This window comes from Paenibacillus sp. FSL R5-0490 (assembly GCF_001956215.1).
In the GTDB taxonomy this organism is placed as follows: domain Bacteria; phylum Bacillota; class Bacilli; order Bacillales; family Cytobacillaceae; genus Cytobacillus.
In genome coordinates this window covers 56,178-79,678 of record NZ_MRTQ01000009.1, presented here as the reverse complement: position 1 = coordinate 79,678, position 23,501 = coordinate 56,178, and the positions used below count along the sequence as shown (strand labels likewise).

The 23,501-nt window shown below is 41.6% G+C and carries 26 protein-coding genes, 1 tRNA gene and 1 riboswitch; of the genes, 7 read left to right on the top strand and 20 right to left on the bottom strand.

All coding sequences use genetic code 11. From position 1 onward, the window contains the following. Nucleotides 1-19 precede the first annotated feature (19 nt). The 3 genes from BK139_RS09360 to BK139_RS09350 all read right to left on the bottom strand — a co-directional run bounded on the left by BK139_RS09360 (nucleotide 20) and on the right by BK139_RS09350 (nucleotide 2,283). Nucleotides 20-1,081, bottom strand: a complete 1,062-nt coding sequence (locus BK139_RS09360) for a M24 family metallopeptidase (RefSeq protein ID WP_076258074.1) — start codon at nucleotides 1,079-1,081, stop codon at nucleotides 20-22. Between the two features lies 1 nt (nucleotide 1,082). Further along, nucleotides 1,083-1,529 (bottom strand): type II 3-dehydroquinate dehydratase, encoded by a 447-nt coding sequence (gene aroQ, locus BK139_RS09355; protein ID WP_076258073.1) that lies wholly within the window; start codon nucleotides 1,527-1,529, stop codon nucleotides 1,083-1,085. A 223-nt stretch (nucleotides 1,530-1,752) separates the two neighbouring features. After that, nucleotides 1,753-2,283, bottom strand: a complete 531-nt coding sequence (locus BK139_RS09350; protein ID WP_076258072.1) for a YqhR family membrane protein — start codon at nucleotides 2,281-2,283, stop codon at nucleotides 1,753-1,755. Between the two features lie 429 nt (nucleotides 2,284-2,712). On the opposite strand from BK139_RS09350, the gene BK139_RS09345 reads away from it, so the two are divergent. Continuing rightward, nucleotides 2,713-3,099, top strand: coding sequence for an SA1362 family protein (locus BK139_RS09345; RefSeq protein ID WP_286148378.1), 387 nt, complete (start codon nucleotides 2,713-2,715; stop codon nucleotides 3,097-3,099). A 32-nt stretch (nucleotides 3,100-3,131) separates the two neighbouring features. On the opposite strand, the gene BK139_RS09340 is transcribed toward BK139_RS09345, so the two are convergent. The 4 genes from BK139_RS09340 to BK139_RS09325 all read right to left on the bottom strand — a co-directional run bounded on the left by BK139_RS09340 (nucleotide 3,132) and on the right by BK139_RS09325 (nucleotide 9,329). Further along, a complete protein-coding gene (locus BK139_RS09340; RefSeq protein ID WP_076258070.1) occupies nucleotides 3,132-4,016 on the bottom strand; it encodes a patatin-like phospholipase family protein in 885 nt (294 codons plus the stop codon). A 105-nt stretch (nucleotides 4,017-4,121) separates the two neighbouring features. Beyond that, the gene (gene splB, locus BK139_RS09335; protein ID WP_076258069.1) at nucleotides 4,122-5,147 is read right to left on the bottom strand and encodes a spore photoproduct lyase; all 1,026 of its coding nucleotides are present in this window, start codon (nucleotides 5,145-5,147) and stop codon (nucleotides 4,122-4,124) included. Nucleotides 5,148-5,581: 434 nt separating this feature from the next. Further along, the gene (locus BK139_RS09330; RefSeq protein ID WP_076258068.1) at nucleotides 5,582-8,143 is read right to left on the bottom strand and encodes a vitamin B12-dependent ribonucleotide reductase; all 2,562 of its coding nucleotides are present in this window, start codon (nucleotides 8,141-8,143) and stop codon (nucleotides 5,582-5,584) included. Between the two features lie 349 nt (nucleotides 8,144-8,492). After that, the gene (locus BK139_RS09325) at nucleotides 8,493-9,329 is read right to left on the bottom strand and encodes a lipoate--protein ligase family protein (RefSeq protein WP_076258067.1); all 837 of its coding nucleotides are present in this window, start codon (nucleotides 9,327-9,329) and stop codon (nucleotides 8,493-8,495) included. Nucleotides 9,330-9,511: 182 nt separating this feature from the next. On the opposite strand from BK139_RS09325, the gene BK139_RS09320 reads away from it, so the two are divergent. After that, nucleotides 9,512-9,895, top strand: coding sequence for a rhodanese-like domain-containing protein (locus tag BK139_RS09320; RefSeq protein WP_035329981.1), 384 nt, complete (start codon nucleotides 9,512-9,514; stop codon nucleotides 9,893-9,895). A gap of 48 nt (nucleotides 9,896-9,943) precedes the next feature. Here BK139_RS09320 and gcvPB read toward each other — a convergent pair whose 3' ends face one another. From gcvPB to gcvT, 3 genes are read right to left on the bottom strand one after another with little or no spacing between them, the layout of a single operon-like run. After that, complete coding sequence (gcvPB, locus tag BK139_RS09315; RefSeq protein WP_076258066.1) at nucleotides 9,944-11,404, bottom strand: aminomethyl-transferring glycine dehydrogenase subunit GcvPB; 1,461 nt, start codon at nucleotides 11,402-11,404, stop codon at nucleotides 9,944-9,946. Next, complete coding sequence (gene gcvPA / locus BK139_RS09310; RefSeq protein ID WP_076258065.1) at nucleotides 11,397-12,743, bottom strand: aminomethyl-transferring glycine dehydrogenase subunit GcvPA; 1,347 nt, start codon at nucleotides 12,741-12,743, stop codon at nucleotides 11,397-11,399. Before gcvPA ends, gcvPB begins: the two co-directional genes overlap by 8 nt. Nucleotides 12,744-12,759: 16 nt before the next feature. After that, nucleotides 12,760-13,863 (bottom strand): glycine cleavage system aminomethyltransferase GcvT, encoded by a 1,104-nt coding sequence (gcvT, locus tag BK139_RS09305; RefSeq protein WP_076258064.1) that lies wholly within the window; start codon nucleotides 13,861-13,863, stop codon nucleotides 12,760-12,762. 159 nt (nucleotides 13,864-14,022) lie between these two features. Next, nucleotides 14,023-14,111, bottom strand: a riboswitch (glycine riboswitch). A 180-nt stretch (nucleotides 14,112-14,291) separates the two neighbouring features. Here gcvT and BK139_RS09300 point away from each other — a divergent pair. Together BK139_RS09300 and BK139_RS09295 are read left to right on the top strand one after the other, a co-directional pair. After that, entirely contained in the window at nucleotides 14,292-15,980 is a 1,689-nt protein-coding gene (locus tag BK139_RS09300; protein ID WP_076258063.1) for a DEAD/DEAH box helicase, read from the top strand. Beyond that, on the top strand, nucleotides 15,958-16,752 hold the full coding sequence (locus BK139_RS09295) for a YqhG family protein (RefSeq protein WP_076258062.1): 795 nt from the start codon (nucleotides 15,958-15,960) through the stop codon (nucleotides 16,750-16,752). The genes BK139_RS09300 and BK139_RS09295 overlap by 23 nt, the downstream gene beginning before the upstream one ends. A 43-nt stretch (nucleotides 16,753-16,795) precedes the next feature. Here BK139_RS09295 and BK139_RS09290 read toward each other — a convergent pair whose 3' ends face one another. The 9 genes from BK139_RS09290 to comGA all read right to left on the bottom strand — a co-directional run bounded on the left by BK139_RS09290 (nucleotide 16,796) and on the right by comGA (nucleotide 21,534). Continuing rightward, a complete protein-coding gene (locus BK139_RS09290) occupies nucleotides 16,796-16,981 on the bottom strand; it encodes a YqzE family protein (protein WP_076258061.1) in 186 nt (61 codons plus the stop codon). A 78-nt stretch (nucleotides 16,982-17,059) separates the two neighbouring features. Next, a complete protein-coding gene (locus tag BK139_RS09285) occupies nucleotides 17,060-17,557 on the bottom strand; it encodes a shikimate kinase (RefSeq protein ID WP_076258060.1) in 498 nt (165 codons plus the stop codon). A 12-nt stretch (nucleotides 17,558-17,569) separates the two neighbouring features. Beyond that, nucleotides 17,570-17,953: a competence type IV pilus minor pilin ComGG gene (comGG, locus tag BK139_RS09280; RefSeq protein ID WP_076258059.1), complete on the bottom strand. Its 384-nt coding sequence runs from the start codon at nucleotides 17,951-17,953 to the stop codon at nucleotides 17,570-17,572. Further along, on the bottom strand, nucleotides 17,943-18,416 hold the full coding sequence (comGF, locus tag BK139_RS09275) for a competence type IV pilus minor pilin ComGF (protein ID WP_286148436.1): 474 nt from the start codon (nucleotides 18,414-18,416) through the stop codon (nucleotides 17,943-17,945). Before comGF ends, comGG begins: the two co-directional genes overlap by 11 nt. Continuing rightward, nucleotides 18,373-18,702, bottom strand: a complete 330-nt coding sequence (locus BK139_RS09270; protein WP_076258057.1) for a phosphatase — start codon at nucleotides 18,700-18,702, stop codon at nucleotides 18,373-18,375. The genes comGF and BK139_RS09270 overlap by 44 nt, the downstream gene beginning before the upstream one ends. After that, entirely contained in the window at nucleotides 18,686-19,126 is a 441-nt protein-coding gene (gene comGD / locus BK139_RS09265) for a competence type IV pilus minor pilin ComGD (protein ID WP_076258056.1), read from the bottom strand. Before comGD ends, BK139_RS09270 begins: the two co-directional genes overlap by 17 nt. After that, a complete protein-coding gene (gene comGC / locus BK139_RS09260) occupies nucleotides 19,123-19,446 on the bottom strand; it encodes a competence type IV pilus major pilin ComGC (protein WP_076258055.1) in 324 nt (107 codons plus the stop codon). Before comGC ends, comGD begins: the two co-directional genes overlap by 4 nt. Next, nucleotides 19,446-20,477, bottom strand: coding sequence for a competence type IV pilus assembly protein ComGB (comGB, locus tag BK139_RS09255; protein WP_076258054.1), 1,032 nt, complete (start codon nucleotides 20,475-20,477; stop codon nucleotides 19,446-19,448). Before comGB ends, comGC begins: the two co-directional genes overlap by 1 nt. After that, the gene (comGA, locus tag BK139_RS09250) at nucleotides 20,464-21,534 is read right to left on the bottom strand and encodes a competence type IV pilus ATPase ComGA (protein WP_076258053.1); all 1,071 of its coding nucleotides are present in this window, start codon (nucleotides 21,532-21,534) and stop codon (nucleotides 20,464-20,466) included. The genes comGB and comGA overlap by 14 nt, the downstream gene beginning before the upstream one ends. A gap of 147 nt (nucleotides 21,535-21,681) precedes the next feature. Between comGA and BK139_RS09245 the strand changes: the two genes are divergently transcribed. Beyond that, nucleotides 21,682-21,753, top strand: a tRNA-Gln gene (locus BK139_RS09245). Between the two features lie 49 nt (nucleotides 21,754-21,802). Here the strand turns inward: BK139_RS09245 and BK139_RS09240 are convergent. Then, nucleotides 21,803-22,156 carry a Spx/MgsR family RNA polymerase-binding regulatory protein gene (locus BK139_RS09240; protein WP_076258052.1) on the bottom strand — a complete coding sequence of 118 codons (354 nt, stop codon included), beginning with the start codon at nucleotides 22,154-22,156 and terminating at the stop codon, nucleotides 21,803-21,805. A gap of 246 nt (nucleotides 22,157-22,402) precedes the next feature. Between BK139_RS09240 and BK139_RS09235 the strand changes: the two genes are divergently transcribed. Further along, nucleotides 22,403-23,101 (top strand): helix-turn-helix transcriptional regulator, encoded by a 699-nt coding sequence (locus BK139_RS09235; RefSeq protein WP_076258051.1) that lies wholly within the window; start codon nucleotides 22,403-22,405, stop codon nucleotides 23,099-23,101. 153 nt (nucleotides 23,102-23,254) lie between these two features. After that, entirely contained in the window at nucleotides 23,255-23,500 is a 246-nt protein-coding gene (locus tag BK139_RS09230) for a DUF2626 domain-containing protein (RefSeq protein ID WP_009332938.1), read from the top strand. Nucleotide 23,501 lies beyond the last annotated feature (1 nt).

Below are 23,501 nucleotides of genomic sequence, written 5' to 3'. Positions count from 1 at the left end.
GTCCTCCTAATGTGTACAATTAAAGAATAATCAATTCTTTAGTAGAATGAGTAAGCGTTTCATTATGATCATTCGTTATGACTGTATCATCCTCAATGCGGACACCGCCAAGTCCCGGTATGTAAATGCCAGGCTCCACCGTTACAATCATTCCGGGTTCAAGGATAACATCAGACTTAAATGATAATGCAGGACCTTCATGCACTTCAAGGCCGATCCCGTGTCCGGTAGAATGGCCAAAATATTCGCCATAGCCTTTACCAGCAATATAATCACGAGTTAAGGCATCTGCTTCTTTGCCGCTCATTCCAGGTTTGATACCTTCCATTCCCCGCTCCTGGGCTTCCTGCACAATGGTATAGATTTCTTTCAGTTTATCTTCCGGTTCTCCAACAGCAACTGTACGGGTAATATCTGAAACATACCCCTTATAATAAGCGCCGAAGTCCAAAGTGACAAAATCGCCTTTTGCAATAACTTTATCACTGGCAACTCCATGCGGAAGAGCAGAACGGTACCCGGATGCTACGATAATGTCAAACGATGATGAATCTGCACCCGCTTTTCTCATAAAGAATTCTAATTCATTCGAAACTTCCAGTTCCGTAATACCTGGCCGAATGACATCAAGAATATGTTTAAACGCAGCATCTGCAATGTCTGCCGCCACCTTTATTATCTTAATCTCTGAATCGGTCTTTATCAAGCGTAACTTTTCAATAGTGTCAGAAACAGGGACAAGCTCGGCATTAACAGCTTTTTCATAGGCTTTATAGGATGAAAAGGTTACATGATTCTCTTCAAAACCAAGCTTTTTAATCCCAAGCTGTTCTGCCTGTTTGGCGATTTCTTCCGGAATGGCACCAGTATGCTTTACAATTTCATACCCTTCACATTGTTTAGCAGCCTGTTCCGTGTAGCGGAAATCGGTTATAAAGAGCGCGTTATCCGCACTGATTAGAACCACGCCCGATGAACCGGTAAAACCAGTCATATAACGGCGATTGTAATTGCTGGTAATCAGCATCCCATCTATACCTGACTCTGTAAAGCGTGCACGTAATTTTTGTATTTTCTCCATTTTATCCTCTCCCCTTGACAAAATCCATTAATGCATAAAATGCCAGATCATACCCTTTAAATCCAAGGCCGACTATCTGGCCCATTGCAGCGGGTGCAATGACAGAAATATGCCTGAATTCTTCCCTGGCATGAACATTTGAAATATGTACTTCGATCACAGGAACCTGGATTCCTGCAACAGCATCCCTTATTGCGTAACTATAATGAGTAAATGCCCCGGGATTGAAAATTATACCCTGTGTGCCATCTTCATTGGCAAGGTGAAGCCTGTCAATGAGTTCACCTTCGTGATTTGACTGAAAACAGATTACTTCTGTCTCATATGAAGCACCCAATGCTTTCATATTTTGCTCCAGCTGACCCAGTGTTTCTTTTCCATAAACACCTGGTTCCCTTTTGCCGAGCAGGTTTAAATTCGGCCCATTTAACAGGAGTATTTTCCCCATATTCAACCCCCTTTTTTAACAATTGCTTACAGGCTTCTCCTTCAATTTAACATCCAGATGAAAGCACTGAAAAAGAATGTCCACTTAAGAACATTCTATCATAAAGCAAAATTTCATACAGTTCTGATGTATAGCGCTATTCGTATTATTTTTCATTATTCCCGTGCTATAACCGTTCTTCATTTTGCTTTAATCTGCAAATACAAAGTCTGACTCTTAGCCATTAGATTAAATCCGGATCTGTGCGGGCCTTTTTTTCATCTTCGGTTTTGCCTCTGAGTTCTTGAGCTTCATATGAAATGGAATATCCTACGAATACGCCAAATAAAATATAGAAACAAAGTGATGTAATAATTGTATTTCTCTCAAGATCCCAAAACGGGCTGATTCCAGGGAAGATTGGATTGAGAACAAAAAACACCAGTAAAAAAAGGGCAACTCCATAGCCAGCCCCCACGAAAATACTTTGGAATTTCCGCAGCGCCGCATAATAGATAAGGGCAGCAATAATAGATACTCCCCCGATCAGGAAAATTGAAATCAGTGTTCCAAGCCATCCCTCTTTCCAGGCTCCAATCGTCCAGGGCTCGAGAATGACATTAGGGCGAATTTCCGTGAAATTAAACACATAAGCAAGATAGGCCAGACCGCTCCAAAGAATGCCTCCAACCAGTCCGGTAATGACCACCATTGTCATAAAAGACATCGGTTTTTCCCTTTGATCCTGTTCCAAGCGCTCTTTTTCTTCTGCCACTTTGCGCCACCTCCTTTTTCTATTATGTCCACACACAATTATTCCATTGCATCCAATTTTAAATAAAAGCGGCCGGGATAATTTCTGCTGCAAAAACTGTTCATAATTTTAATATATTTTCCTGTTATATAGAGGTTTTATGAGATTTTAAGTCGAATAAAATAATTAAGGATGAAGCTCTTTAATTTTGTGCTTTTCCGGCTATGCGAGTTCCGGAACTGGGGTGCACAGCATAAATTTAAGTATAAGCATTTTTCTCGATACTATGGAAAACCTTACTAAAGACTTATCAAAAGTTAATGTTCTTCTGTTTAAATTGTAAAGAAATAGGAAAATAAAAAAATGAAGACAGCTTTCATAATTATTTCGATAAACTTTAGCTTATAGAGTTTAAAAGCTTATAAAATTGCTCATCATGCTTTTAGGGAGGTGGCTTTCTTGAAAAAACCATTTGCATTTTATATTGTCTCCGGTCTTATAATTCTAGCTGTTATCGGAGTTGCCGTCAGCCTGATCTCAAATCCTGCCGGTTTTTTGCAGAGAATAGCTGTCATTGTCATCATTGGAGCTGTTGTATACTTTCTTTTTCAGCGCTTTAACAGGTCTAATCCCTCAAAGCGAGAGCAGCGAGCTTTTATAAAAGCAGCCAAAAAATCAAAAAGACGCTTTAATAATAAAGAATCTGGCACTGCTAATGGAAGAAAAGGATCTGTCGGTTCCATAACTTCTATAAAAAAGTCCAAAAAAAAGTCTTCTCCACATTTGACAGTCATAGAAGGCAAAAAAGGCAAAAAGAAAAATCGAGCCTCCCTTTAATCCAGGCTCGATTTTTTAGTTGAGATTTCTAATTAATAGCTCCATGAGGTAAAAAACTGCTCCGCACATTGCCTGCCATGCTCCAGAAGATCTTTTTTCTTCTGCTCGGTTATATTGAATTCCGCAGTCAGTACACCGTCGGTCGGAATGAAAATAATATTTTGTGCATGTTTTCTCGAGATGTATCTTGCATCATGCGCGTCCTTCATCGTTTCAAAAAGCGCCGCATACATTTGTATGGCGTTATCGATTTTTTTCGGGGGCCGTTCGCTTAAGTTATGACTTAACTTTATCCCGAGCACCGGCCTGGTCTTTTTCACATTTTCCTTATCAAAAAGCCACATCGGGAAATTGCTTAAAACCCCGCCATCCACGATGACACTTGTGCTGCTAAAGCCATTTAGCTTGACCGGCTCAAAAAAATACGGGAGGCTGCAGCTCATCCTGATCGCTTTTGCTACCGGAAATGAAACTGGATCAATACCATAATGCACAAGATCATCCGGAAGTACCATCAATCTTCCATTTGTCAGGTCTGACGCAATGACTCTCAGCGATTGCGGCGGCAGATCTGAAAATGTCCTGATTCCCCTATCGCCAAGTTTCTGAGCCATCCAGCTTTCAAGCTCAGATCCTTTATATAATCCCAGATGCCAATATAGATTAAGCCATTTTCCGACTGCAAAGGGGATAAATGTTTTTCTTTCATCAAGAAGCTTTTTGACTTCAAATTCATCGACGAGCCGATATATTTCCTCACTTGTATAATTAGCAGCTATTAATGCAGCCACAATGGATCCTGCACTAGTACCAGCAACCCGCTTGAAGCGAAATCCCCTTTTATGAACTGCTTCATATGCGCCGATTAAGGCAAATCCTTTGATGCCTCCTCCTGAAAAAACACCATCTATATACATGTAAGCCACTCCTGTCGATGTACTTGCTCATAGAGGAACCTTTACTTATACATCTTTAATCAGGAGCTTTTTAAAATAGTACGGCTGACAAGCAAAATTTCATAATTAAGTAAAATATTGCACTTCTGCCTCTGGAAAATAAGAATGGATATACTCCCTGATTGTATGTTCCAGATCCTTTGCTTCATCTGTCGGATAAACATACTTGCCTATACCATATCTTCCCCACTTATATTTTCGCTTTTCTTCATCCATTTCAAGCTTTGTTTTTGGGTAGCGTTTTTCAATTACTTTTTTTGCCGGTTTCGTAAATCTATGCTGGATTAATTCAAAAGTTAAGCCATTCAGATTGATGCCATCGAGTGAACTGCTTAACCTTTGAAACAGTTCATGGTAGCCTTCACGCCAATCATCGTGCATATAAATGGGTGCTACGATAAAGCCAAGCGGATAGCCTGCATTGGCTACTTTTCGGGCAGCTTCAAGCCGGTCATCAAATGAGGAAGTACCCGGCTCAAAGTTTTTTATTACATAGCGGGAATTGACACTAAATCGGAACCGGGTTTTCCCATTATGTTTCGCATCCAGCAAATGATCGACATGATGGTACTTGGTGACAAACCGAAGCTGGCCGTATTCAGTCTGACCGATAAATTCAATCGTTTTCTTCAGTGAATGTGTCAGGTGGTCAATCCCTACTATATCGGAAGTACACGCAGCTTCAAAGCGTGTCAGCTCCGGCTTGCGCTCTTCCATATATTTAGTGGCCTGATCAAAAATTTCTTCAAGGTTTACATACGTCCGGATATACGGCTTGCTGCCAAGGGTGGTTTGCAAATAGCAATAATGACAGTGACCCATGCAGCCAGTAGCAAGGGGGATGGCGTATTCTGCAGAAGGCTTGGATGTATCAAATTTCAGAGTCCGTCTGATCCCTACTACTAAAGTGGATTTAGAATTGCGGTATTTCTGCAATTCATTATCGCCAGGAATATTCCTCACCTGATTATGTGAAGTTGTTTCCCTGATTTCTATATTCATTTTCTCAAATTTTTCCTTTAGCTCTCTTCCTAATGGATACTCAAGTGCTTGAGGCTCTATATAAACGAGCTGTGGGATAAATGGCTTCATTGGAATAACCTCTCTTTGTCAATTTGTCCTGCCGTTTTATAATTTCGGATGAACTCTATGACTGTAGTATGAGCCAAATAATCCAACAGCAAAAAAAGAAGATGGAACAATTATTTCCATCTTCTCTCATTCGTTTTATTTAGTTTTATGGCTTTTTTCGTATAAATTTTTGTTTTTCGCCTACCAATGCTGCCCGTTGATTTCCGCTACAGGATGCTCAGCGAACCGCGGGGCAGGCGGTGAGCCTCCTCGACACTGCGCGTCTGCGGGGTCTCACCTGTCCAGCTACTCCCGCAGGACGTTGAATAAGCTTCCCGGAAAAAACACCGCACGAAGAAAATGCGGTTGCATTTTCGAGGATCTCGCACCTTCCGCTCCAATCAACTCAGTAAATAATTTAAAAATAGCAACAACCCTTGCAAAAACAGCCATTTTTATAAACCGCATTTCAGCTGGGCATTACAGTTTGTGCAAGTATTGCAGCCGCCGATTTCTTTGACTTTTCCTTTGCGGCATACCGGACATGTATTGCCTACTTCAGAACCGATTGTTACATCGGTTGAACGCAGGTCGCTGATTGTATCAACCAGCACTACATGCTGCTTTGATTTTTCTTTCTTGACTGTATCAGTACCATCAAAGCTGTTCTCTTCAGCTTTTAGCGTCAATACTTGAGAATCACGTGATCCGTCCACATATACTGTACCGCCCTTTGCACCGCCGCGGTATAAACGTTCATACACCTTCTCAACCTGTTCCACACTATAGCCTTTTGGTGCGTTGACAGTTTTACTGATCGAGCTGTCGATCCAGCGCTGAATCACACATTGGACATCTGCGTGCGCTTCTGGAGCCAGATCCATCGCTGCTATAAACCATTCAGGCAGATTTTCAGGATCTGCATCCGGATTGCGGTCTAAATATTCCTGAACAATATCTGCCTTCACTTCAATGAACTTGCCTAAGCGGCCGCTTCTGAAGTATGAGAAGGAGAAATATGGTTCAAGGCCAGTAGAAACTCCAACCATTGTTCCTGTGGATCCCGTAGGAGCAACGGTTAGAAGATGTGAATTGCGGATTCCGCTTTCTAAAATAGAAGCACGGATATCCTCAGGCATTTTCTGCATGAAGCCTGTTTCGGTAAAAGCTTTGCGCAGGCGATTTGTTTCTTCAGGAGTGCCGCCTGTTAAGAACGGGAAGCTTCCTTTTTCCTCCGCAAGCTTTACAGAAGCTTTGTATGCTGATGTAGCAATGGTTTCAAAGACTTTATCAATCAGCACGTTGCCTTCTTCAGAGCCATATTCTGTTTCACAATAGATGAGCAGATCATGAAGCCCCATAACGCCAAGACCAACTCGTCGCTCGCCTAATGCCTGCTTTTTGTTCTCTTCAAGGAAGTATGGTGTAGCATCTATTACGTTGTCCTGCATCCGTACACCCACTTCAACAGTACGCTTCAGCTTTTCAAAATTAACAGTTTTATTTTCTTTATCTGCCATTTCTGCAAGATTTACTGCTGCAAGGTTGCATACAGAATTTGGCGCCAGAGGCTGCTCGCCACAAGGGTTTGTAGCTACAACCCTTTGTCCGTATGCCTGTGCATTTGTCATGTCGTTTGCGTTATCGATAAAGAAAATGCCTGGTTCAGCTGAGTATGTTGCACAAATGTTAATCAGGTTCCAAAGCTCTTTCGCTTTAATTTTACGGTGAACACGGACTTTATAGCCTAGTTTTTCCCACTCTCTGACATCACCGACTTTATGCCATTCTTCGTTGTATGTTTTCATCGTTTCAGCATCATAGGATTCAACATCCGGGAAACGAAGCTCATATTCTGCATCATTTTCAACCGCATTCATAAATTCTTTCGTGAGGCAGACTGAAATGTTTGCTCCTGTAAGGAACTCAGAGTTATGAACACTATAAGTACCGCCAGCCGCCAGCTTCTCCTCAGCATCTTTTATGATGTTTTCACTGAAGCCGCCATAGCCTGGAATACTTTTATAATTAATAATGCCCTGGTACATGGCAATTTCCTGTTCATTAAATGGAGTAAATTTTAATTTTTCTTTAGCATATTTTCTTATTGTTTCATCATTTGTATTTTCAAGCAGGAAGCGTAAAATTCTCGGGTTTTGCATTTTCGAGATGATGAATTCGATAATATCCGGATGCCAATCGGATAGCATAATCATCTGCGCACCTCTGCGGGATCCCCCCTGCTCCACCAGGTGTGTAAGCTTCGCAATATCATCCAGCCATGAAACCGAACCGGAGGATTTGCCGTTTACACCTTTGGCCAGTGTATTACGAGGTCTCAGAGTTGAACCGTTTGTCCCTACTCCGCCGCCGCGGCTCATGATCTCCATTACCTGCTTGCGGTGCTCGGAGATTCCTTCACGGGAATCCTGCACGAATGGCATTACGTAGCAGTTGAAGTACGTAACATCTGTGTCAGCACCAGCTCCATACAGCACGCGGCCAGCCGGAATGAAATTAAGATTTTTCAATTCCTGATAGAACTTCTCAAACCACTCTTTTCTCTTTTCTTCGGTCTTCTCCACCGATGCAAGGCCTGTTGCGTTACGCTTGGCGATTTGCTCATAGAAGATTTCCAAAGGCTTCTCGATTACATCAAGAGGCTTTGTAATAATGCCTGTTCTCGTTTCTTCCGGATCATCCAGCACCCCTCTGTAATCTTCCTCTACTAAAACCTTGGCTGTCTTGTTTTCCCAGTCAATATCGAGGATATAGCCTAAGCCGCGTGCAGGAAATTTGGGATCTTCCTTAATGGTGAGGACAACGAAGTCACCGTTTGTGAGTGTCACTTTCTCGGTGTCTTTGAAGGTATAGCGATCTAGCATAACCAAGCGGGAAACACCTTTGTGGGTCATTTTCATATCTGAGGTTACTGGGTGAACCTGAGGAAAGAGACGGATGTCCTTGTTTAAACGTTCAATGTTCAATTTCATTTTTTGTCCTAGAGCAACAGACATTGTTACAACTCCTTCTAAATTCAATTATCTAATTAATGTGTGTAAGTATTCTGTCAGATAGGGTAAATCTATCTGTTTTAAAAGAGTACCCTAAAGTTACCATAACTCAAACCTCAAAATCAATATATAGTGTCCTAAATATTTTCGACACCACTACATATTGTGTCTGATTCAACTGAATCTGATTTTGTCAAACTTAAAATATACTAAAATTTAAAGAAAAACAGAGTTAACAGCCGATTTCCGACAATTAACGATAAATTTTAACATATTTTGAAGCTTGCACTTTTTCAGAGCAGTAATTGGAAAATTATTCATTAAAAAAAGAGAAAAAGCGACTTATCCGCTTTTATCTCTTATAGTTCCAGTCATCGCTTTCATATCGTTCTTTTGCGATTTTTTGTACATATGCCATCTCTTCATCTGAAAGCTCGTAAGGTTCCAGTACAATGTCAAGGCCTTCCTCAAACCCTTTCTTGAAAGCTGCCTTAGCCTGTTCAAGAGTAATATTTTCTGCTGTCAGCTCATTTATGGCAACAGCTTTATTTTTAAAAGCCTTTTGCATTCTCTCTTTTACCCGGTCATTAGGATATTTGAACAAGCTGAACAGCTTGTCTTCATCCAAATCAAGCAAAATAGAGCCATGCTGAAGGATTACACCTTTCTGTCTTGTTTGTGCACTCCCTGCAACTTTACGGCCTTCTACAACAAGTTCATACCAGCTTGGGGCATCAAAACAAACAGCAGATCTTGGGTTTTTTAGAGAGTCTCTTTCTTCAGCCGTCTTTGGTACGGCGAAATAAGCTTCCATTCCCAAGGCGTGAAATCCTTTTAGAATTCCTTCAGAAATGACTCTGTATGCTTCAGTTACTGTACTCGGCATTTCCGGGTGGACTTCAGGAACGATAACACTGTATGTGAGTTCATGTTCGTGCAGCACCCCTCTTCCGCCTGTTGGTCTGCGGACGAACCCCAGGCCATGCTGCTTCACTGCTTCCATATCTATTTCTTTTTCAGCCTTTTGGAAGTATCCGATTGAAAGAGTTGCGGGATTCCAGCCGTAAAACCGGATTACAGGTGGCATCTTCCCCTCACTGTTCCAATCAAGCAAGGCTTCATCCAAAGCCATATTAAAAGAAGGTGAACCTTCTCCTGAATCGATAAACCGCCAAACTTCTTTAGTCATATGTAACCCTCATTTTCAATTTCTTTAACTGGTCATTTGCGGTTATTAGTCTAACAAAATTCCAATGAAAATTAAAGCAAGTTGAATTTCCATAACAAATTTACCAGATTTCCTTTACTCCAATCAGGAAAGACTTATATAATATTAGTTGGCTTACCTATGTGTGAAAGGAGAAAGACATATTGGAAACACTTTATTTCATTCTTATCATTTTGGGTGCAATCATTACCTATTCTGTCATAACATGGTTTTACCAGCGCCGAATTGTTAAAACGCTTACTGAAGACCAGTTTAGAGAAGGCTATAGAAAAGCCCAATTAATCGATGTTCGCGAACCAAATGAATTTGAAAATGGCCATATTTTAGGCGCACGCAATATACCGCTTTCACAAATGAAAATGCGCATGAAAGAATTGCGTCCGGACAAGCCAGTCTACTTATATTGCCAAAGCGGCATGAGAAGTGCGCGAGCTGCCCAGTTTCTGCACCGCAAAGGCTACAAAGACCTTTCACACCTGCAGGGCGGGTTTAAAAAATGGTCCGGAAAAGTGAAGGCGAAAAAATAATAGTATTATTTGAAAAGGCCCCGTCAGTTTGACGGGGCCTCTTGTTTATTATTGTTTTTGGTAACGGAGAACCGGCTTTCTTGCAGCCATGGTTTCATCCAGACGGCCAATCACAGTTGTATGAGGTGCTTCCTGAACAATCTCAGGGTTTTCCTCAGCTTCTTTTGCAATTTGAATCATCGCGTCGACAAAAGCATCCAGCGTTTCTTTAGATTCTGTTTCTGTCGGCTCAATCATGATACACTCTTCCACGTTAAGAGGGAAGTAGATGGTTGGCGGATGATAGCCAAAGTCAAGAAGGCGCTTGGCAATATCCAAAGTGCGCACGCCAAGCTTCTTCTGGCGCTTGCCGCTTAAAACGAATTCATGCTTGCAATGTCTGTCAAATGGCAGGTCAAAGAATGGCTCAAGCCTTCTCATCATATAGTTTGCGTTTAGTACCGCATTTTCCGTAACTGCCTTCAGGCCATCCGGCCCCATAGTACGGATATAAGTATAAGCCCGGACATTGATGCCAAAGTTTCCATAATACGGCTTCACGCGGCCGATTGATTGCGGGCGGTCATAATCAAATTCATACTGGTCACCATTCTTAACTAAAACAGGCTTCGGAAGGTATGGGATCAGATCCGATTTTACGCCTACAGGGCCAGATCCCGGTCCGCCGCCGCCATGCGGTCCTGTAAATGTTTTATGAAGATTAAGGTGAACAACATCAAATCCCATGTCTCCAGGGCGTGCCTTTGAAAGTACAGCATTCAGGTTAGCTCCATCATAGTAAAGCTTTCCGCCGGCACTGTGAACAATCTCTGCCATTTCAAGAATGTTTTCTTCAAACAACCCTAAAGTGTTCGGGTTAGTCAGCATAAGAGCAGCAGTGTCCTCGCCAACCACTCTTCTCAAGTCCTCTAAATCCACCAATCCATTTTCATCCGATTTAACCGTTACTGTTTCAAAGCCTGCAACTGTTGCGGATGCCGGATTTGTTCCGTGGGCAGAGTCAGGAACGACTACTTTAGTACGTTTGGTATCTCCATTCGCTTCATGATAAGCACGGATCATCATCAATCCGGTCCATTCTCCGTGCGCTCCTGCAGCCGGCTGAAGTGTAACTTCATCCATTCCTGTAATTTCAATCAGGTGCTCCTGCAGATCATACATCAATTCCAGCGCACCTTGAACAGAGCTTTCATCCTGCAGCGGGTGTAAGTGGGCAAAACCGTTGAAGCGCGCTACATTCTCATTGATTTTAGGATTATATTTCATTGTGCAGGATCCAAGTGGATAAAATCCCGAATCAACACCATGATTTCGTTTGGAAAGTGCAGTATAGTGGCGCATGATATCAAGTTCTGACACTTCCGGCAGCTCAGGCTCTTCTTCTCGCAGATAGCCCTCAGGAAGAAGCTCGCCAAGGTCAATTTCCGGAATATCCATCTCCGGCAGGCTGTAGCCGATACGGCCTTCTGTGCTTAATTCAAAGATGAGTGGCTGATCTTCCTTATGCATGGTAATCCCCCATTTCTTTAACGAATGCATCGATTTCTTCCTTCGTTCTCAATTCCGTTACAGCAACAAGCATATGATTTTTCAGGTCAGCATAATCTCTGCCCAAATCGTAACCGCCAATAATGTCCTTTTCAAGGAGCTTTTGATTTACTTCCTTAACAGGCTTATTCACCTTAATGACAAATTCATTAAATGAGGGACCTTCGAATGGAACTTCAAAGCCGGCAGCCTTAAATTGCTGTTTTGCATAATGGGCTTTTTGCATATTGGCAGCAGCCATTTCCTTTACGCCCTTCTTGCCGAGAGCAGTCATCGCTACAGATGCCGCCAGTGCGTTGAGAGCCTGATTGGAACAGATATTGGACGTTGCCTTATCACGGCGTATATGCTGTTCACGCGCCTGAAGGGTAAGCACGAAACCGCGGCGTCCCTGATCGTCTACCGTTTGCCCGACAAGACGTCCCGGCACTTTTCTCATCAGCTTGGATGTTACGGCAAAATATCCGCAATGAGGGCCTCCAAAAGCCGTAGGAATACCGAAAACCTGAGCATCTCCTGCTACGATGTCTGCTCCGAATTTTCCCGGAGGTGTCAGTGCGCCAAGAGCAAGCGGGTTGCTTGAAACAACAAACATGGACTTGTGGGCATGAATAATTTCCTCAAGCTCTTTTAATGGCTCGACTCTGCCAAAAAAGTTAGGGTATTGTACAATCACAGCAGCGATATCATCGCCAATCATTTCATTTAGGGCTTCAAGGTCAGTGGTGCCTTCTTTATGAGGGATCTCAATCACTTCAATATATTGGCCCTTTGCGTATGTTTTGACTACTTCCTTCGATTCAGGGTGAACTGCGCTTGAGATTAATATTTTCTTCCGGCGTGTGCTGCCTGCGCTTAGCATGGCTGCTTCAGCAAGTGCAGTTCCGCCATCATACATGGATGAGTTGGCAACATCCATTCCTGTTAATTCACAGATCATGGTCTGGAATTCGAAAATTGCCTGCAGCTCTCCCTGGGAAATTTCCGGCTGGTAAGGAGTATAGGCAGTATAAAACTCTGAACGGGATAATACATGATCCACAATGACCGGCATGTAATGATCATAAACGCCCGCACCAAGGAAAGATGTATTTGTGCGAAGATCAGCGTTTTTTTGAGCCATTTTAGTAAGCTCTTTCAGTAAGGCTGTCTCTGATTTCGCCGGCTTGATTTTATATTCGCCCTTAAATCTTACACTCTCGGGAATATCACTGAATAATTCTTCCACAGAACTGACGCCGATTTTCTCAAGCATTGCTTTCTGGTCAGACTCTGTCATCGGTAAATAGCGATGTTTCATCATTTTCTCCCCCCGGTTAGTTCTTTTCTCTTTTGTAAAAAGGTGTTGCTTCAATCTTAGCCTTCAGCCGTTTGCCGCGAATCTCCACTTCCAATTCAGTTCCAAGCTCCGCATGCTCTTTCTTGATAAGAACAAGGCCGATGTTCTTTTTCAATGTCGGAGATTGAGTGCCTGTTGTCACTTCCCCGATCAGTTCTTCTCCCTTATATACAGGATATCCATGGCGCGGAATACCGCGGTCAATCATTTCAATTCCGGCCAGCTTGCGCGGCACCCCGTTTTCTTTTTGGTTCTTAAGCACTTCTTTTCCGATGAAATCCGCTTCTTTATTCACCTTGACAGCAAAGCCTATTCCTGCCTCAAGCGGTGTGATCTCAGGTGAGAGCTCCTGGCCATAGAGTGCCAGGTTTGCTTCAAAGCGAAGGGTATCCCTTGCGCCAAGTCCGCATGGGAGAACGCCTTCTTCTTTGCCTGCTTCAAGAATTTCATTCCATAATGCGGCTGCATCCTTGGCATCACAGTAAACTTCAAATCCGTCTTCTCCTGTATATCCAGTTCTGGAGACAAGCGCTTTCTTGCCATTCAAATCAACATCCTGCTGGAATTTGAAGAATCCGATATCCGATAGATTCGTACCAGCAAGCTTTTGGAGCACTTTTTCTGCAAGCGGCCCCTGAATCGCCAGCTGTGCCATATCTTCTGAAAGGTTTTTCAATTCCACATTGCCTTCAGCATGGTCCTGCAGCCAATTGAAATCCTTTTCGATATTAGAAGCATTTACAACCAGCAAATAGTGGTCATCCTCTATTTTATAGACAAGTAAATCATCAACAGTTCCGCCATTTTCATAGCACATGGCTGTATATTGAGCACCTGAGTTCTTTAATTTGGAAATATCGTTCGTCATCATTTTTTGAAGGTATTTAAGACTGTCCGTCCCCTTCACTTCGATTTCACCCATATGGGATACATCAAAAAGGCCGGCTTTTGTACGGACTGCTTCATGTTCTTCTTTAATGCTAGAAAATTGAACAGGAAGGTCCCAGCCGCCGAAGTCGATGGTTTTGGCTCCGTAATCCTTGTACACCTCATATAAAGGCGTGCGTTTTAACTGTGACATTTACTCGTCCCCCTTAAATCTTTTGAAATTTGTTTTAGGAACATAAAAAAGGACAGAGTATCCCCTCAATTATGAGAAGATCTCTGTCCTTGCACCTGAAAGTTTACCGAAACCGGCTGTCCCCTTGGGTGGCTTATTAAAAAGCACTCTCCAGAGCTGCGTCAAACAAGAGTTCTTTTGCCTGAGAGATTCACAGATTTTGCTTGCTCCTTCGGCGCTACAAATGTAGTCTCTCCCCTTGTTATCATTCGCATTTATAAAATTTTCCAAGATGGTCATACTTATACCAAACAGAAAAAATTAAGCATCCATTACATCGGTTAACTAAATGTAATGTGTTAACTTTCAAAACTTTCAAAGCTATTAACATCGTACCACCTTAACAAGGTTTGGGCAATATCTTTATATAGATAAAAGGAGCTGTTTTTATGACAGTGCAAATTGGCTTTGATTCTGCCTGGCAGGATGAATTCTTAAAAAGGATTGATGACGACGGCCCATGGGGAAACTGGGAGCTTTATAAACTGGCTGTTGAGGTTGAGAACCATACCACTATTCCTGACTTTGAAGGCTTGCAGGCTCCGAAGCATCTGCCGAACCTTACTCCTCTTCCCCATCAGCTGGAAGTGGCCAAGCAGGTAGTCGAAAGCATGAACGGCAAGGCGATCCTGGCTGATGAAGTCGGTCTTGGAAAAACGATTGAAGCTGGGCTGATATTAAAGGAATATATGATCCGAGGACTCGTAAAAAAAGTCCTTATACTTGTTCCAGCTTCCCTCGTTTCCCAGTGGGCCATGGAGCTGAACAGCAAATTTTTCATTCCTGCTGTGGCGCAGCGGAAAAGCTATGTATGGGAACAATGCGACGTTGTGGTATCATCCATCGATACAGCCAAACGCAATCCTCATCGAGACATTATTTACAGCCTTGATTATGACCTGATCATTATAGACGAAGCTCACAAGCTGAAAAATAATAAAACGAAAAACTATGAATTTGTACAAAACCTTAAAAAGAAGTTTTGCCTGCTATTAACAGCAACACCCATTCAGAATCGAATCAGTGAAATTTTCAATCTTGTGTCCCTGCTTAAACCCGGACATCTTGGCAATGAATCAGCTTTTTATGAAAATTATAAAAAAGACTCACGATCTTTGAACGATGATGCACATCTAAAGGAACTCGTAAACAAAGTCATGATCCGCAACCGCAGGGCAGATACCGGGATTGAATGGACCAAACGGCATGTGGAAACCATACCGATTGAATTTTCGCAGGCAGAGCTTGAGCTCTATGAAGCTGTAACAGAGCTGCGGAGTGAAGAAAATTGGGTGAGTTCCAGCCAGTTTTCAGTAATGACCCTGCAAAGAGAGGCATGCTCAAGCAGAGAAGCTGTCTATTTTACGCTTCAGAATATGCTGAAAAGACAGGAGCAGCCTTCAATAGCTTTCCAGGAGCAAATACAATACCTTATTAAAAAGGTTGAAGCGGTCCAGCAAAACTCAAAAGCTCAAAAAGCACTGGAATTAATACAGAAAATAAATGACAAGGTCATAATCTTTACTGAATACAGGGCAACGCAAATGTACCTGCAGTGGTTTTTAAAGCAATATGGCATCACATCGGTTCCGTTCAGGGGAGGATTTAAAAGAGGCAAAAAGGACTGGATGAGGGAGCTTTTCCAAAAGAATGCTCAAGTCCTGATTGCAACAGAAGCGGGAGGAGAAGGAATAAACCTGCAATTCTGCAACCATATCATAAATTTTGATCTCCCCTGGAATCCAATGCGGCTCGAACAAAGGATTGGGCGCATCCATCGTCTCGGCCAGGAAAAGGATGTCATGATTTATAATTTCGCCACGAAAGAAACAGTCGAAGAACACATAATGAAGCTTCTATATGAGAAAATACATCTCTTCGAAAAAGTCATTGGTGATTTAGATGACATTTTAACAAAGCTTGAATTCGGCAGTATTGACGATCACCTTGTTGATATTTTCGGAAAATCGGCTTCAGAAGGTGAAATGAGAATTAAAATGGAGAACTTGACGAGCATGATTCAATTCGCGGAGGATCTGAAAGAAGGTGAACTGAATGCAGCAACAGGAAATTCATAAATTCCTTGAAAGGTATTTTCACGCAAATGGGTGTGAAATAATTGATAGAGGTCCGGGGTATATGACCGTACAGCTGACGATTGATTTGGATAAGGAGTTAATGAATCGTCCCTTTTATTGGCACTATCTCGAAAAAACAGGCGGAATCCCAAACCCGATGCAGCTGACGCTTATTACAAACCAGCAGCTGGCCCCTCCGCATATTAAGGGGGAAGTCATTCATTTTGGCTCCCCGAGGCTTCACCAGATTTTTGATTCGGCCAGGAACCTGGCCGGCTATATCCGATTATATGAAAATCACCGGCAGGCACCAGGAAAGCAGGTGCCGCTAAGACCATGGCTGGGAATGAACATTCGCGTATCCTATCAATGCGACCGAAAACGGGATGTCTTCAAATCGATCGGCCTCCAATTGATAAATGGCCAGATGGTCGAAAGCTTTCATGACAGATTGCTTGGCATGAGCCTTACGCCCAAAATCCCCGACTACTCGTTCACACTGTCTCCGCTTATTATGCCGGGGAGCGGAGTATACAGGGTAGCAAATTTTATTAAAGCCGAAATTGAACAAGAAGATCATATATGGGCTGATGAGGCCCGTAACCGCTGGCAAAAAGACCTTAGCCTTCTTGAACATTTTTATGAAGATGCAGAAGAAAAGGGCGAAAGCTATGAAAACGAAAAAACAGCACTTCAGGAGCAATATGAACCAAAGGTGAATATCTCCATCATAAATGGCGGTCTCTTTTACCTGACAGACAGCGCAGTCTAAAAATGCAAAAAACCGGCAATTTAGCCGGTTTTTTGCGTAAAAACTATTTTTGTTTCTTTCTTCTCATGCCCAAGTAAAACAGATAAGAAAACATTCCAAACCATCTGAATAAAAACGGCTCTTTCATGTCCTTTTTTTCAATACGATGCCGTTTTCGCTCATCTTTTGGCTGATCAATATATTTTACTACTGTCTGTGTAAGAAACTTTACATAATCGTTGGATTTCATGTTCATACCTGCCTTTTTCCGTACAGAATTGCAAGAACAGCCTGCTATTTATCATTTACAAGTATGTCCAACAGGTTTTCACTCTAAACAATCTATTATTTCCTGAATAATCTCTGCTTTATCTTTATTAGTTGTATCAATGATCACATGGGCAGTTTCTTTATAGAGCGGCATCCTTTTTTCATAAAGTTCGTGGATCAGCCTTTTTTTATCGCCTTTCAGCAGCGGTCTGGAATGATCCTTCTCAATCCGTTTAAAGATTTCTTCAGGAGACGCATAAAGGAAAAAAACAATTCCTGTTTCGCTAAGCCTTTTTCTGTTTTCAGGATTTATTACAATGCCCCCGCCAGTGGTTATAACTCCCGCTCTGCCATCCATTTCATTTAATATAAGGGATTCAAGGCTTCTGAAGTATCCCTCTCCATGCTGCGCGAAAATATCATTAATATTTTTATTCTCACGCTTCACTATTTCTTCGTCTGTATCAATTACTTCATAATTTAAGCGGGCTGCCAGCTCTTTTCCTATTGTTGTTTTGCCGGAACCCATGAATCCGATTAAATAAATTGGCTTCATTTTTATCCCCACTCAGTTTTTTTCAATCCATTTTATCATTTTTTGCAGGTCTGTGTCATAGTAAGCATAACCGGAAATTTCTTTATCAGATCCAATTTTTGTTTTGAAGGTAATCTGAATTAAGCTTGCTGCCACAGGAGAAATCTCATAGGAAACCGATCCTTTTTTAAACGAATAAACTCCTGACTCTTTCGGGTCTGCATTTTCACTCAGCATTTTTTCTGTTTTTTTAAAGGAACTCAGCAGGTAGTATTCCTGCATCATGACGGTCTCCGTCTGTTTCACGATCCTTTTCTCAGAAATAAACTGGTCTAATTGAATTGTAAGAAGAAAGAGTGCAGCCAGAATGATTGTCAAAGTAAGAGGATAAGCAAATCCTTCCTGATTACGGTACATCAATATCCTCCATATCCATTAAGTAATAAAGAAACGCGGAATGCTTCTGATCAAATTGATCCGAAACATTTATTTCAACTCCGCCATTGACAGACGTAAATGTAATGGCATTTAGTTTCTGAAGGACAATCTCATGGCCTTTCATATCCACTCTCCTTCGCAAGTTAGATCCATATTTCTCATAAAGTACACTTTTCCCGTCTATCGTTAATACAATCGAAACAGGTGTTATATTAGCAGCATCAGCAAGTCTGATTTCTTTTTTCAGCTGGTTGATAAATACATGCCATTCAAGTCTTTGTGTCCTTGCTTCCATTTTCCAGTCCTGAAAAATGAAATTTAAACTAACCGTCAAAAAGCTAACAATCAATAAAAATACTGAAAATGAAAACAGCATTTCAAGCATTGTAAATCCCTTATTATTGAAATACCTCACATTTTTCCTTCGTGCTATCCCGTACATTTTCATACCTTATGCAAACCTCCGTAAATCCTTGGTTTTCCTTAAGGAATATTTTATAGACTGTCTGATTTTTCTTCATGGTCTTCCCCTCAGGAAAACTGCCTTCCGATGCAGCATTCAGAAGACTTTCATAAAGCAGCTGTGTGCTTTCATTATCCTGTTTTACCTCTTCAGAATGCTCAAGTGCCTTTATGACAAGGGGAAACATTATGCCCGCTGCAAGCAGCATCCCTGATAAGGACAGCAGGAGCTCAGCCAGAAAAAAGCCTTCATTCCTTCTCCACATTAAATCGTCCTCTTCCGATAAAAAATGTTATTTTGTATTGCTCCCTGTCTGCTTTAATATAGAAGCTTCCAAATTTATTTGTAATTCCGCCAGGTCCATATTGAAAATACAATGGCATTGTTCCCTGCTTAATCTCAATGATTCCGGAATATTCTCTGCTAAAGATAGGATCAGCCGCAAGCTCATCCTTTGCGAAATACCTATTCTCCTCTGGAATGATCTGAATAGCTACATCTGTCTGGTGGGTTATGGCATAGTTTTGGGCATAAAGGAGGTCAGATTTTAATTGGGAAAAGAACATTATCTTTTCAAGATAGAAAAAATGCGGTTTAAGAAGCAGGGCTGTAACCGAGGCAATAATAAGGAAAATACTGAGAACGAATAGCGACTCTATCAATGTAAAGCCTGCTTTGTTTTTCATCATGACTCTTCAGATTCAACCTTCCCATCTGCAGAAATTGTAATGGCATCTCCATTTGGACAAGTTGTGGTTTCTGCATTGAGATATTCGGCAGCAACTAAGTCCTGTATATCCGAAGGAAGTGCTTTTTTATCGATTTCATATGCCTGAACCTGCGCTTGCACCATTTTAACAAACGCCTCGCATCCCTTGCTGTTTATTTTTGAATTGTGTTTTGTTACATTGGGAATGGTAATGATTAAGAGCACTGAAATCACCAATAAAACAATCATCATTTCAATAAGCGTGAATCCTCTGTTATTGTTTAACATACGCCATTTCATTAAAATCCCTCCAGTAAATGAAACATAGGCAGCAGAACTGCCAAATACATCGAAACAATTAAAAAACCGATAAACATATATAAAACGGGCTGAATGATCTTAAGAAGTTTTTCTGTTTTTTCCTCCATCTTGTGCAGACAATGTCTGCTGAAAAACGTTAATTCCTGGTCCAGCCTGCCATTTTTTTGACCATGTCTGATAATATTAGACAGTTCCCTTTCAAAAAATGGAAACCTCAGTAGAATGTCTTCCAGCTTATTCCCTTCACGGAGCTTGAGCTTCACGGCTTTACCGATGGCTCTGTAAAAAGGCTGCTTATCATTTTTCTCAAAAAGACTCAGCGCCTCAGATATGGACAACCCCCCATTTAAAAGATAACTGAGCTGTACAGCAAAGAAGTGGGTATAGTAAAGGCGAAGAAATTGGCCTGCTGCAGGTACTCTTACCAGGATTTTTTTTTGCTGGATAGGGGAAAGATTTCTGAATCTGACAAAATAGTATATAAACAAAGCGACCAAGCCGAAGAACAGAATCAGAAGAAAAAATGGGAGAAAATCACCAAACAAATAAACGGCTTTCGTAAAGAAATTAGGCTGAAGCTGCATTGAAACAAATAAGGAAGAGAAACGGGGCAACAGGACTTTATCAACGAAAATAAATAAGAATGCAGTAATGAGCATCAGGAAAATCGGATAGGCCATCAGCTTTTTCAATTTTTCGGTGTCCCTGCCTTTTCGGAGCACCATTTCGCTTCCTTCAAGAAATGCAGAAGCAAGACCTCCGTGCTGTTCAGCAAAAAAAACATAGCCAATCAGATTTTTATTAAAGTTCATGTTTGAAAGTATTTGATAAAAAGGAAAACCTTCTCTCAATTGAGAGAGGCACTGCCTGATTTCATGTTTTCTTTTTAGCGGCAGCTGATGCACCAGCGACTCCAGCGCTTCAGATAAAGGGTAGCCTCTGGACAACAGTTCCCCTGTATTCTTCAGAAACAAACCCTGTTCCTGAATGGTCCATTTATGCTTCTCCATCGTCATGCACCCACCTGCTGTACTCCGATTCCTTTATATAGCCCAGAGCAATCCCTTTAGTTATGACTTCCTTCAGTGTTCGATACTTAACAAGGCTGTTTTCCCCTCTTGCATTCTTTATGGAGGCATTGAGCGCCCTTCCTGCAAGCAGCTCAAACACACTCGCCCTTTTCCACCTGCCATATCCATAGCAGAATGGGGAGCATTCCCCTTCACAATATGGACAATTCAATTCGACAAGGCGCTGTGCGGTGACCGCCACTAAAGTCTGCTCAATCTCCAGCATGTTTACTCCAAATTCAGCCAGACGATATACAGCCCCCTCGGCATCCCGGGTATGCATGGTGCTTAATACAAGGTGACCGGTGAGAGCTGCTCTAACTGCAATCTTCGCCGTTTCCGCATCCCGGATTTCACCGACCATAATGATATCAGGATCATGGCGAAGGATTGCTTTTAAGCCTGCAGAATAAGATACGCCTGCTTTCTCATTCACTTGAACTTGAAGAACTAAGTCATTCTCTTTTTCAATTGGATCTTCCAGGGTGATGACATTGCGATGGAACATATGGGAGGTTTCATTCAGAAGGGAATACAGTGTTGTGGTTTTACCGCTGCCGGTCGGGCCAGTGAAAATAATCAATCCATGAGCATGCTTCAGTAATGCCAGCATTTTTCTTGTCATGTCTGGAAAAAGGCTGATTTGGTAAAAAGGAATTTGTTCCTGCTGGGGAAGAATTCTGATAACGAGGCTTTCGCTGTGGCTTGATGGGAGGGTTGAAAAGCGCAGGCCAATCATTTGTCCGTCTACTTCAAGTGAATATGCACCGCTCTGCGGCCTTCTCTTTTCACCAATATCCATCGATGCTGTAAATTTAAAATGAGAAATCAATCTGTCGCACTCTTCTTTGGGGAGATAAAGCCTTGGGGTCAATTGGCTGCCGAACCTCAGCTGAATGAGTGTGTCTTTTCTTCGGGGAATGATGTGGATGTCGGAAGCATGGCTTCTGACTGCGTCTTTAATAATTCGTTCTGCCATTCTTTCAATTATACTCAACTAATTATGCACCACCTTTTTTTATTGTTCTGGATAATAATTCGACTTATCCAGATCATTTCCTTCATTTTTCGGCAATTTTTTTTGACGAATTTGTGAATAGATTATTTTTTTCTTTCCATAATAAAAAAGGATAAAGCGAATTAATGGGCTATAGCCAAGCGGTAAGGCACCGGACTTTGACTCCGTCATGCGCAGGTTCGAATCCTGCTAGCCCAGTAGTTGTGGAAGGACAGCGGATGTCCTTCCTTTTTCAATTTAGAATAATCTATTTAGCCATATTCTTAAATGCATCCGGATTATAGCCTATGACAATCTTATCTCCGTTTGTCAGAATTGGCCTCCGCAGCAGTTTTGGCTCCTTAATGACCATTTGCACCACTTCTGATAATGATAATTCCTCAAGGTTCTGTCCCAGTTCTTTATAGGTCTGGCTGCGGGTTGCGAGAATCTCATCAAGTCCGCTTGTGGTTAAAGAAAGGATTTTTAATAATTCTCTTGGTGATGGAGTCTCCCTGAAGAGATGCCTCTCTTCAAAATCAATTGAATGGGCTGTCAGCCATTTTTTCGTCTTTCTGCAGGAAGTACAGCTGGGATATGTGAAAAATGTCAATTGGCTCATACCTCTTCACCTCACAAATTCATTATTTTGCCTATACATATTGTATATCAATTGTACAATAATTGTATACACTTTTGTATAAGTAATTAAACTTCATTTGTGAACATTTTCTAAACTTATAGTGATTACAGTGTTAACCTCAAATGACTGTATTATAATGGAAGCAGGCCAGGAAGGCGCCAGCTAAATGCTATAAGTGACAGCTGATGACCTCGGGAATAAATAACCCTTTTGAGGTGACAATAAATGGAGCAAACATTAAAAATAACAAATGTGTTATCCGATCCAACCCGCTATTATATTTATCAATACATTACTAAACGGCATAAAGATGTTACCGTGCAGGAGATTGCAGATAATTTCAGCATCCATCCCAATGTTGCAAGGCTGCATTTATCCAAGCTTGAAGATGTAAATATGCTTGTTTCTGAAACAAAAAAAACGGGCAAAGGCGGAAGGCCCAGCCGGTTATATCGGTTGTCTGATGATGTTGTACAGCTGCATTTCCCTTACAGGGATTATCAGCTGCTGGCCAAAATAGCCATGGAAACAATGCTTGACTTAGGGGAAGAAGGACGAAAAGCACTGTATGCAACAGGGAAAAAGTTTGGCAGTGAGCTGATCGGCCAAGAGCTTAAACGGTATGGAAACACAGATAAACTTACTTTTGAACAGAAATTAAACATATTAAAGCATGCTGCCGATTTGTCTGGTTTTCACCCTGAATTTGATGCAAATGAGGAAAAGACCATTGTCTATTTCCAAATTTATAATTGCCCATTTAAAGAGGTTGCAGCCCGGCATGCAGAGCCAGTCTGCAATATGCATTATGAATTTTTAAAGGGAATGTTTGAAAGTCTGTTTGATTCCCTTCAGCTGGTGGAAAAGCAGAATATGCTCACTGGCTGTGATTCGTGCGCATACAAAGCAATTGTTGGAAATTAAAGGCACGCGTAGAAAAATGGCGAAAAAAAGACCGTGCTAAGCATTTTTTTCCGCCCTTTTCTGGACTATTTAGAAACCATTATTTACTTTTATTAAGCATTTACTTTATAATATTGTAGTGATGGACTTGTAAGGGTAAAAGGAGGGATACATATGGATCGTATGTACAGAGTATTAGGATTCTGGACGGGAATTTTCGCTGTTATGTTTTACCTTGGCGATATGTATACAACGTCCTTGATTTTCTTCGGCCAAACAGGATTTTTCCTGCTTTTAAGCTACTTAAAGCTTTCCGAACGTATGTATATTTATGTTTTTGGAGCATACTTAACTGTTTTCTTCGTAGGCTTCACTTACTGGTCAACATTTATGATGACACCTGGTGCCGGCGGCCACTAAT

Excerpts from the sequence above, each read along its gene's own strand:
- BK139_RS09360 (WP_076258074.1), bottom strand. The coding sequence starts at position 1,081 with ATGGAGAAAATACAAAAATTACGTGCACGCTTTACAGAGTCAGGTATA.
- aroQ (WP_076258073.1), bottom strand. The coding sequence starts at position 1,529 with ATGGGGAAAATACTCCTGTTAAATGGGCCGAATTTAAACCTGCTCGGC.
- BK139_RS09340 (WP_076258070.1), bottom strand. The coding sequence starts at position 4,016 with ATGTATATAGATGGTGTTTTTTCAGGAGGAGGCATCAAAGGATTTGCC.
- splB (WP_076258069.1), bottom strand. The coding sequence starts at position 5,147 with ATGAAGCCATTTATCCCACAGCTCGTTTATATAGAGCCTCAAGCACTT.
- BK139_RS09330 (WP_076258068.1), bottom strand. The coding sequence starts at position 8,143 with ATGTCTGTTGCTCTAGGACAAAAAATGAAATTGAACATTGAACGTTTA.
- BK139_RS09325 (WP_076258067.1), bottom strand. The coding sequence starts at position 9,329 with ATGACTAAAGAAGTTTGGCGGTTTATCGATTCAGGAGAAGGTTCACCT.
- gcvPB (WP_076258066.1), bottom strand. The coding sequence starts at position 11,404 with ATGCATAAGGAAGATCAGCCACTCATCTTTGAATTAAGCACAGAAGGC.
- gcvPA (WP_076258065.1), bottom strand. The coding sequence starts at position 12,743 with ATGAAACATCGCTATTTACCGATGACAGAGTCTGACCAGAAAGCAATG.
- gcvT (WP_076258064.1), bottom strand. The coding sequence starts at position 13,863 with ATGTCACAGTTAAAACGCACGCCTTTATATGAGGTGTACAAGGATTAC.
- BK139_RS09300 (WP_076258063.1), top strand. The coding sequence starts at position 14,292 with ATGACAGTGCAAATTGGCTTTGATTCTGCCTGGCAGGATGAATTCTTA.
- BK139_RS09295 (WP_076258062.1), top strand. The coding sequence starts at position 15,958 with ATGCAGCAACAGGAAATTCATAAATTCCTTGAAAGGTATTTTCACGCA.
- BK139_RS09290 (WP_076258061.1), bottom strand. The coding sequence starts at position 16,981 with ATGAAATCCAACGATTATGTAAAGTTTCTTACACAGACAGTAGTAAAA.
- BK139_RS09285 (WP_076258060.1), bottom strand. The coding sequence starts at position 17,557 with ATGAAGCCAATTTATTTAATCGGATTCATGGGTTCCGGCAAAACAACA.
- comGG (WP_076258059.1), bottom strand. The coding sequence starts at position 17,953 with ATGTACCGTAATCAGGAAGGATTTGCTTATCCTCTTACTTTGACAATC.
- comGF (WP_286148436.1), bottom strand. The coding sequence starts at position 18,416 with ATGTACGGGATAGCACGAAGGAAAAATGTGAGGTATTTCAATAATAAG.
- BK139_RS09270 (WP_076258057.1), bottom strand. The coding sequence starts at position 18,702 with ATGTGGAGAAGGAATGAAGGCTTTTTTCTGGCTGAGCTCCTGCTGTCC.
- comGD (WP_076258056.1), bottom strand. The coding sequence starts at position 19,126 with ATGATGAAAAACAAAGCAGGCTTTACATTGATAGAGTCGCTATTCGTT.
- comGC (WP_076258055.1), bottom strand. The coding sequence starts at position 19,446 with ATGAAATGGCGTATGTTAAACAATAACAGAGGATTCACGCTTATTGAA.
- comGB (WP_076258054.1), bottom strand. The coding sequence starts at position 20,477 with ATGGAGAAGCATAAATGGACCATTCAGGAACAGGGTTTGTTTCTGAAG.
- BK139_RS09240 (WP_076258052.1), bottom strand. The coding sequence starts at position 22,156 with ATGAGCCAATTGACATTTTTCACATATCCCAGCTGTACTTCCTGCAGA.
- BK139_RS09235 (WP_076258051.1), top strand. The coding sequence starts at position 22,403 with ATGGAGCAAACATTAAAAATAACAAATGTGTTATCCGATCCAACCCGC.
- BK139_RS09230 (WP_009332938.1), top strand. The coding sequence starts at position 23,255 with ATGGATCGTATGTACAGAGTATTAGGATTCTGGACGGGAATTTTCGCT.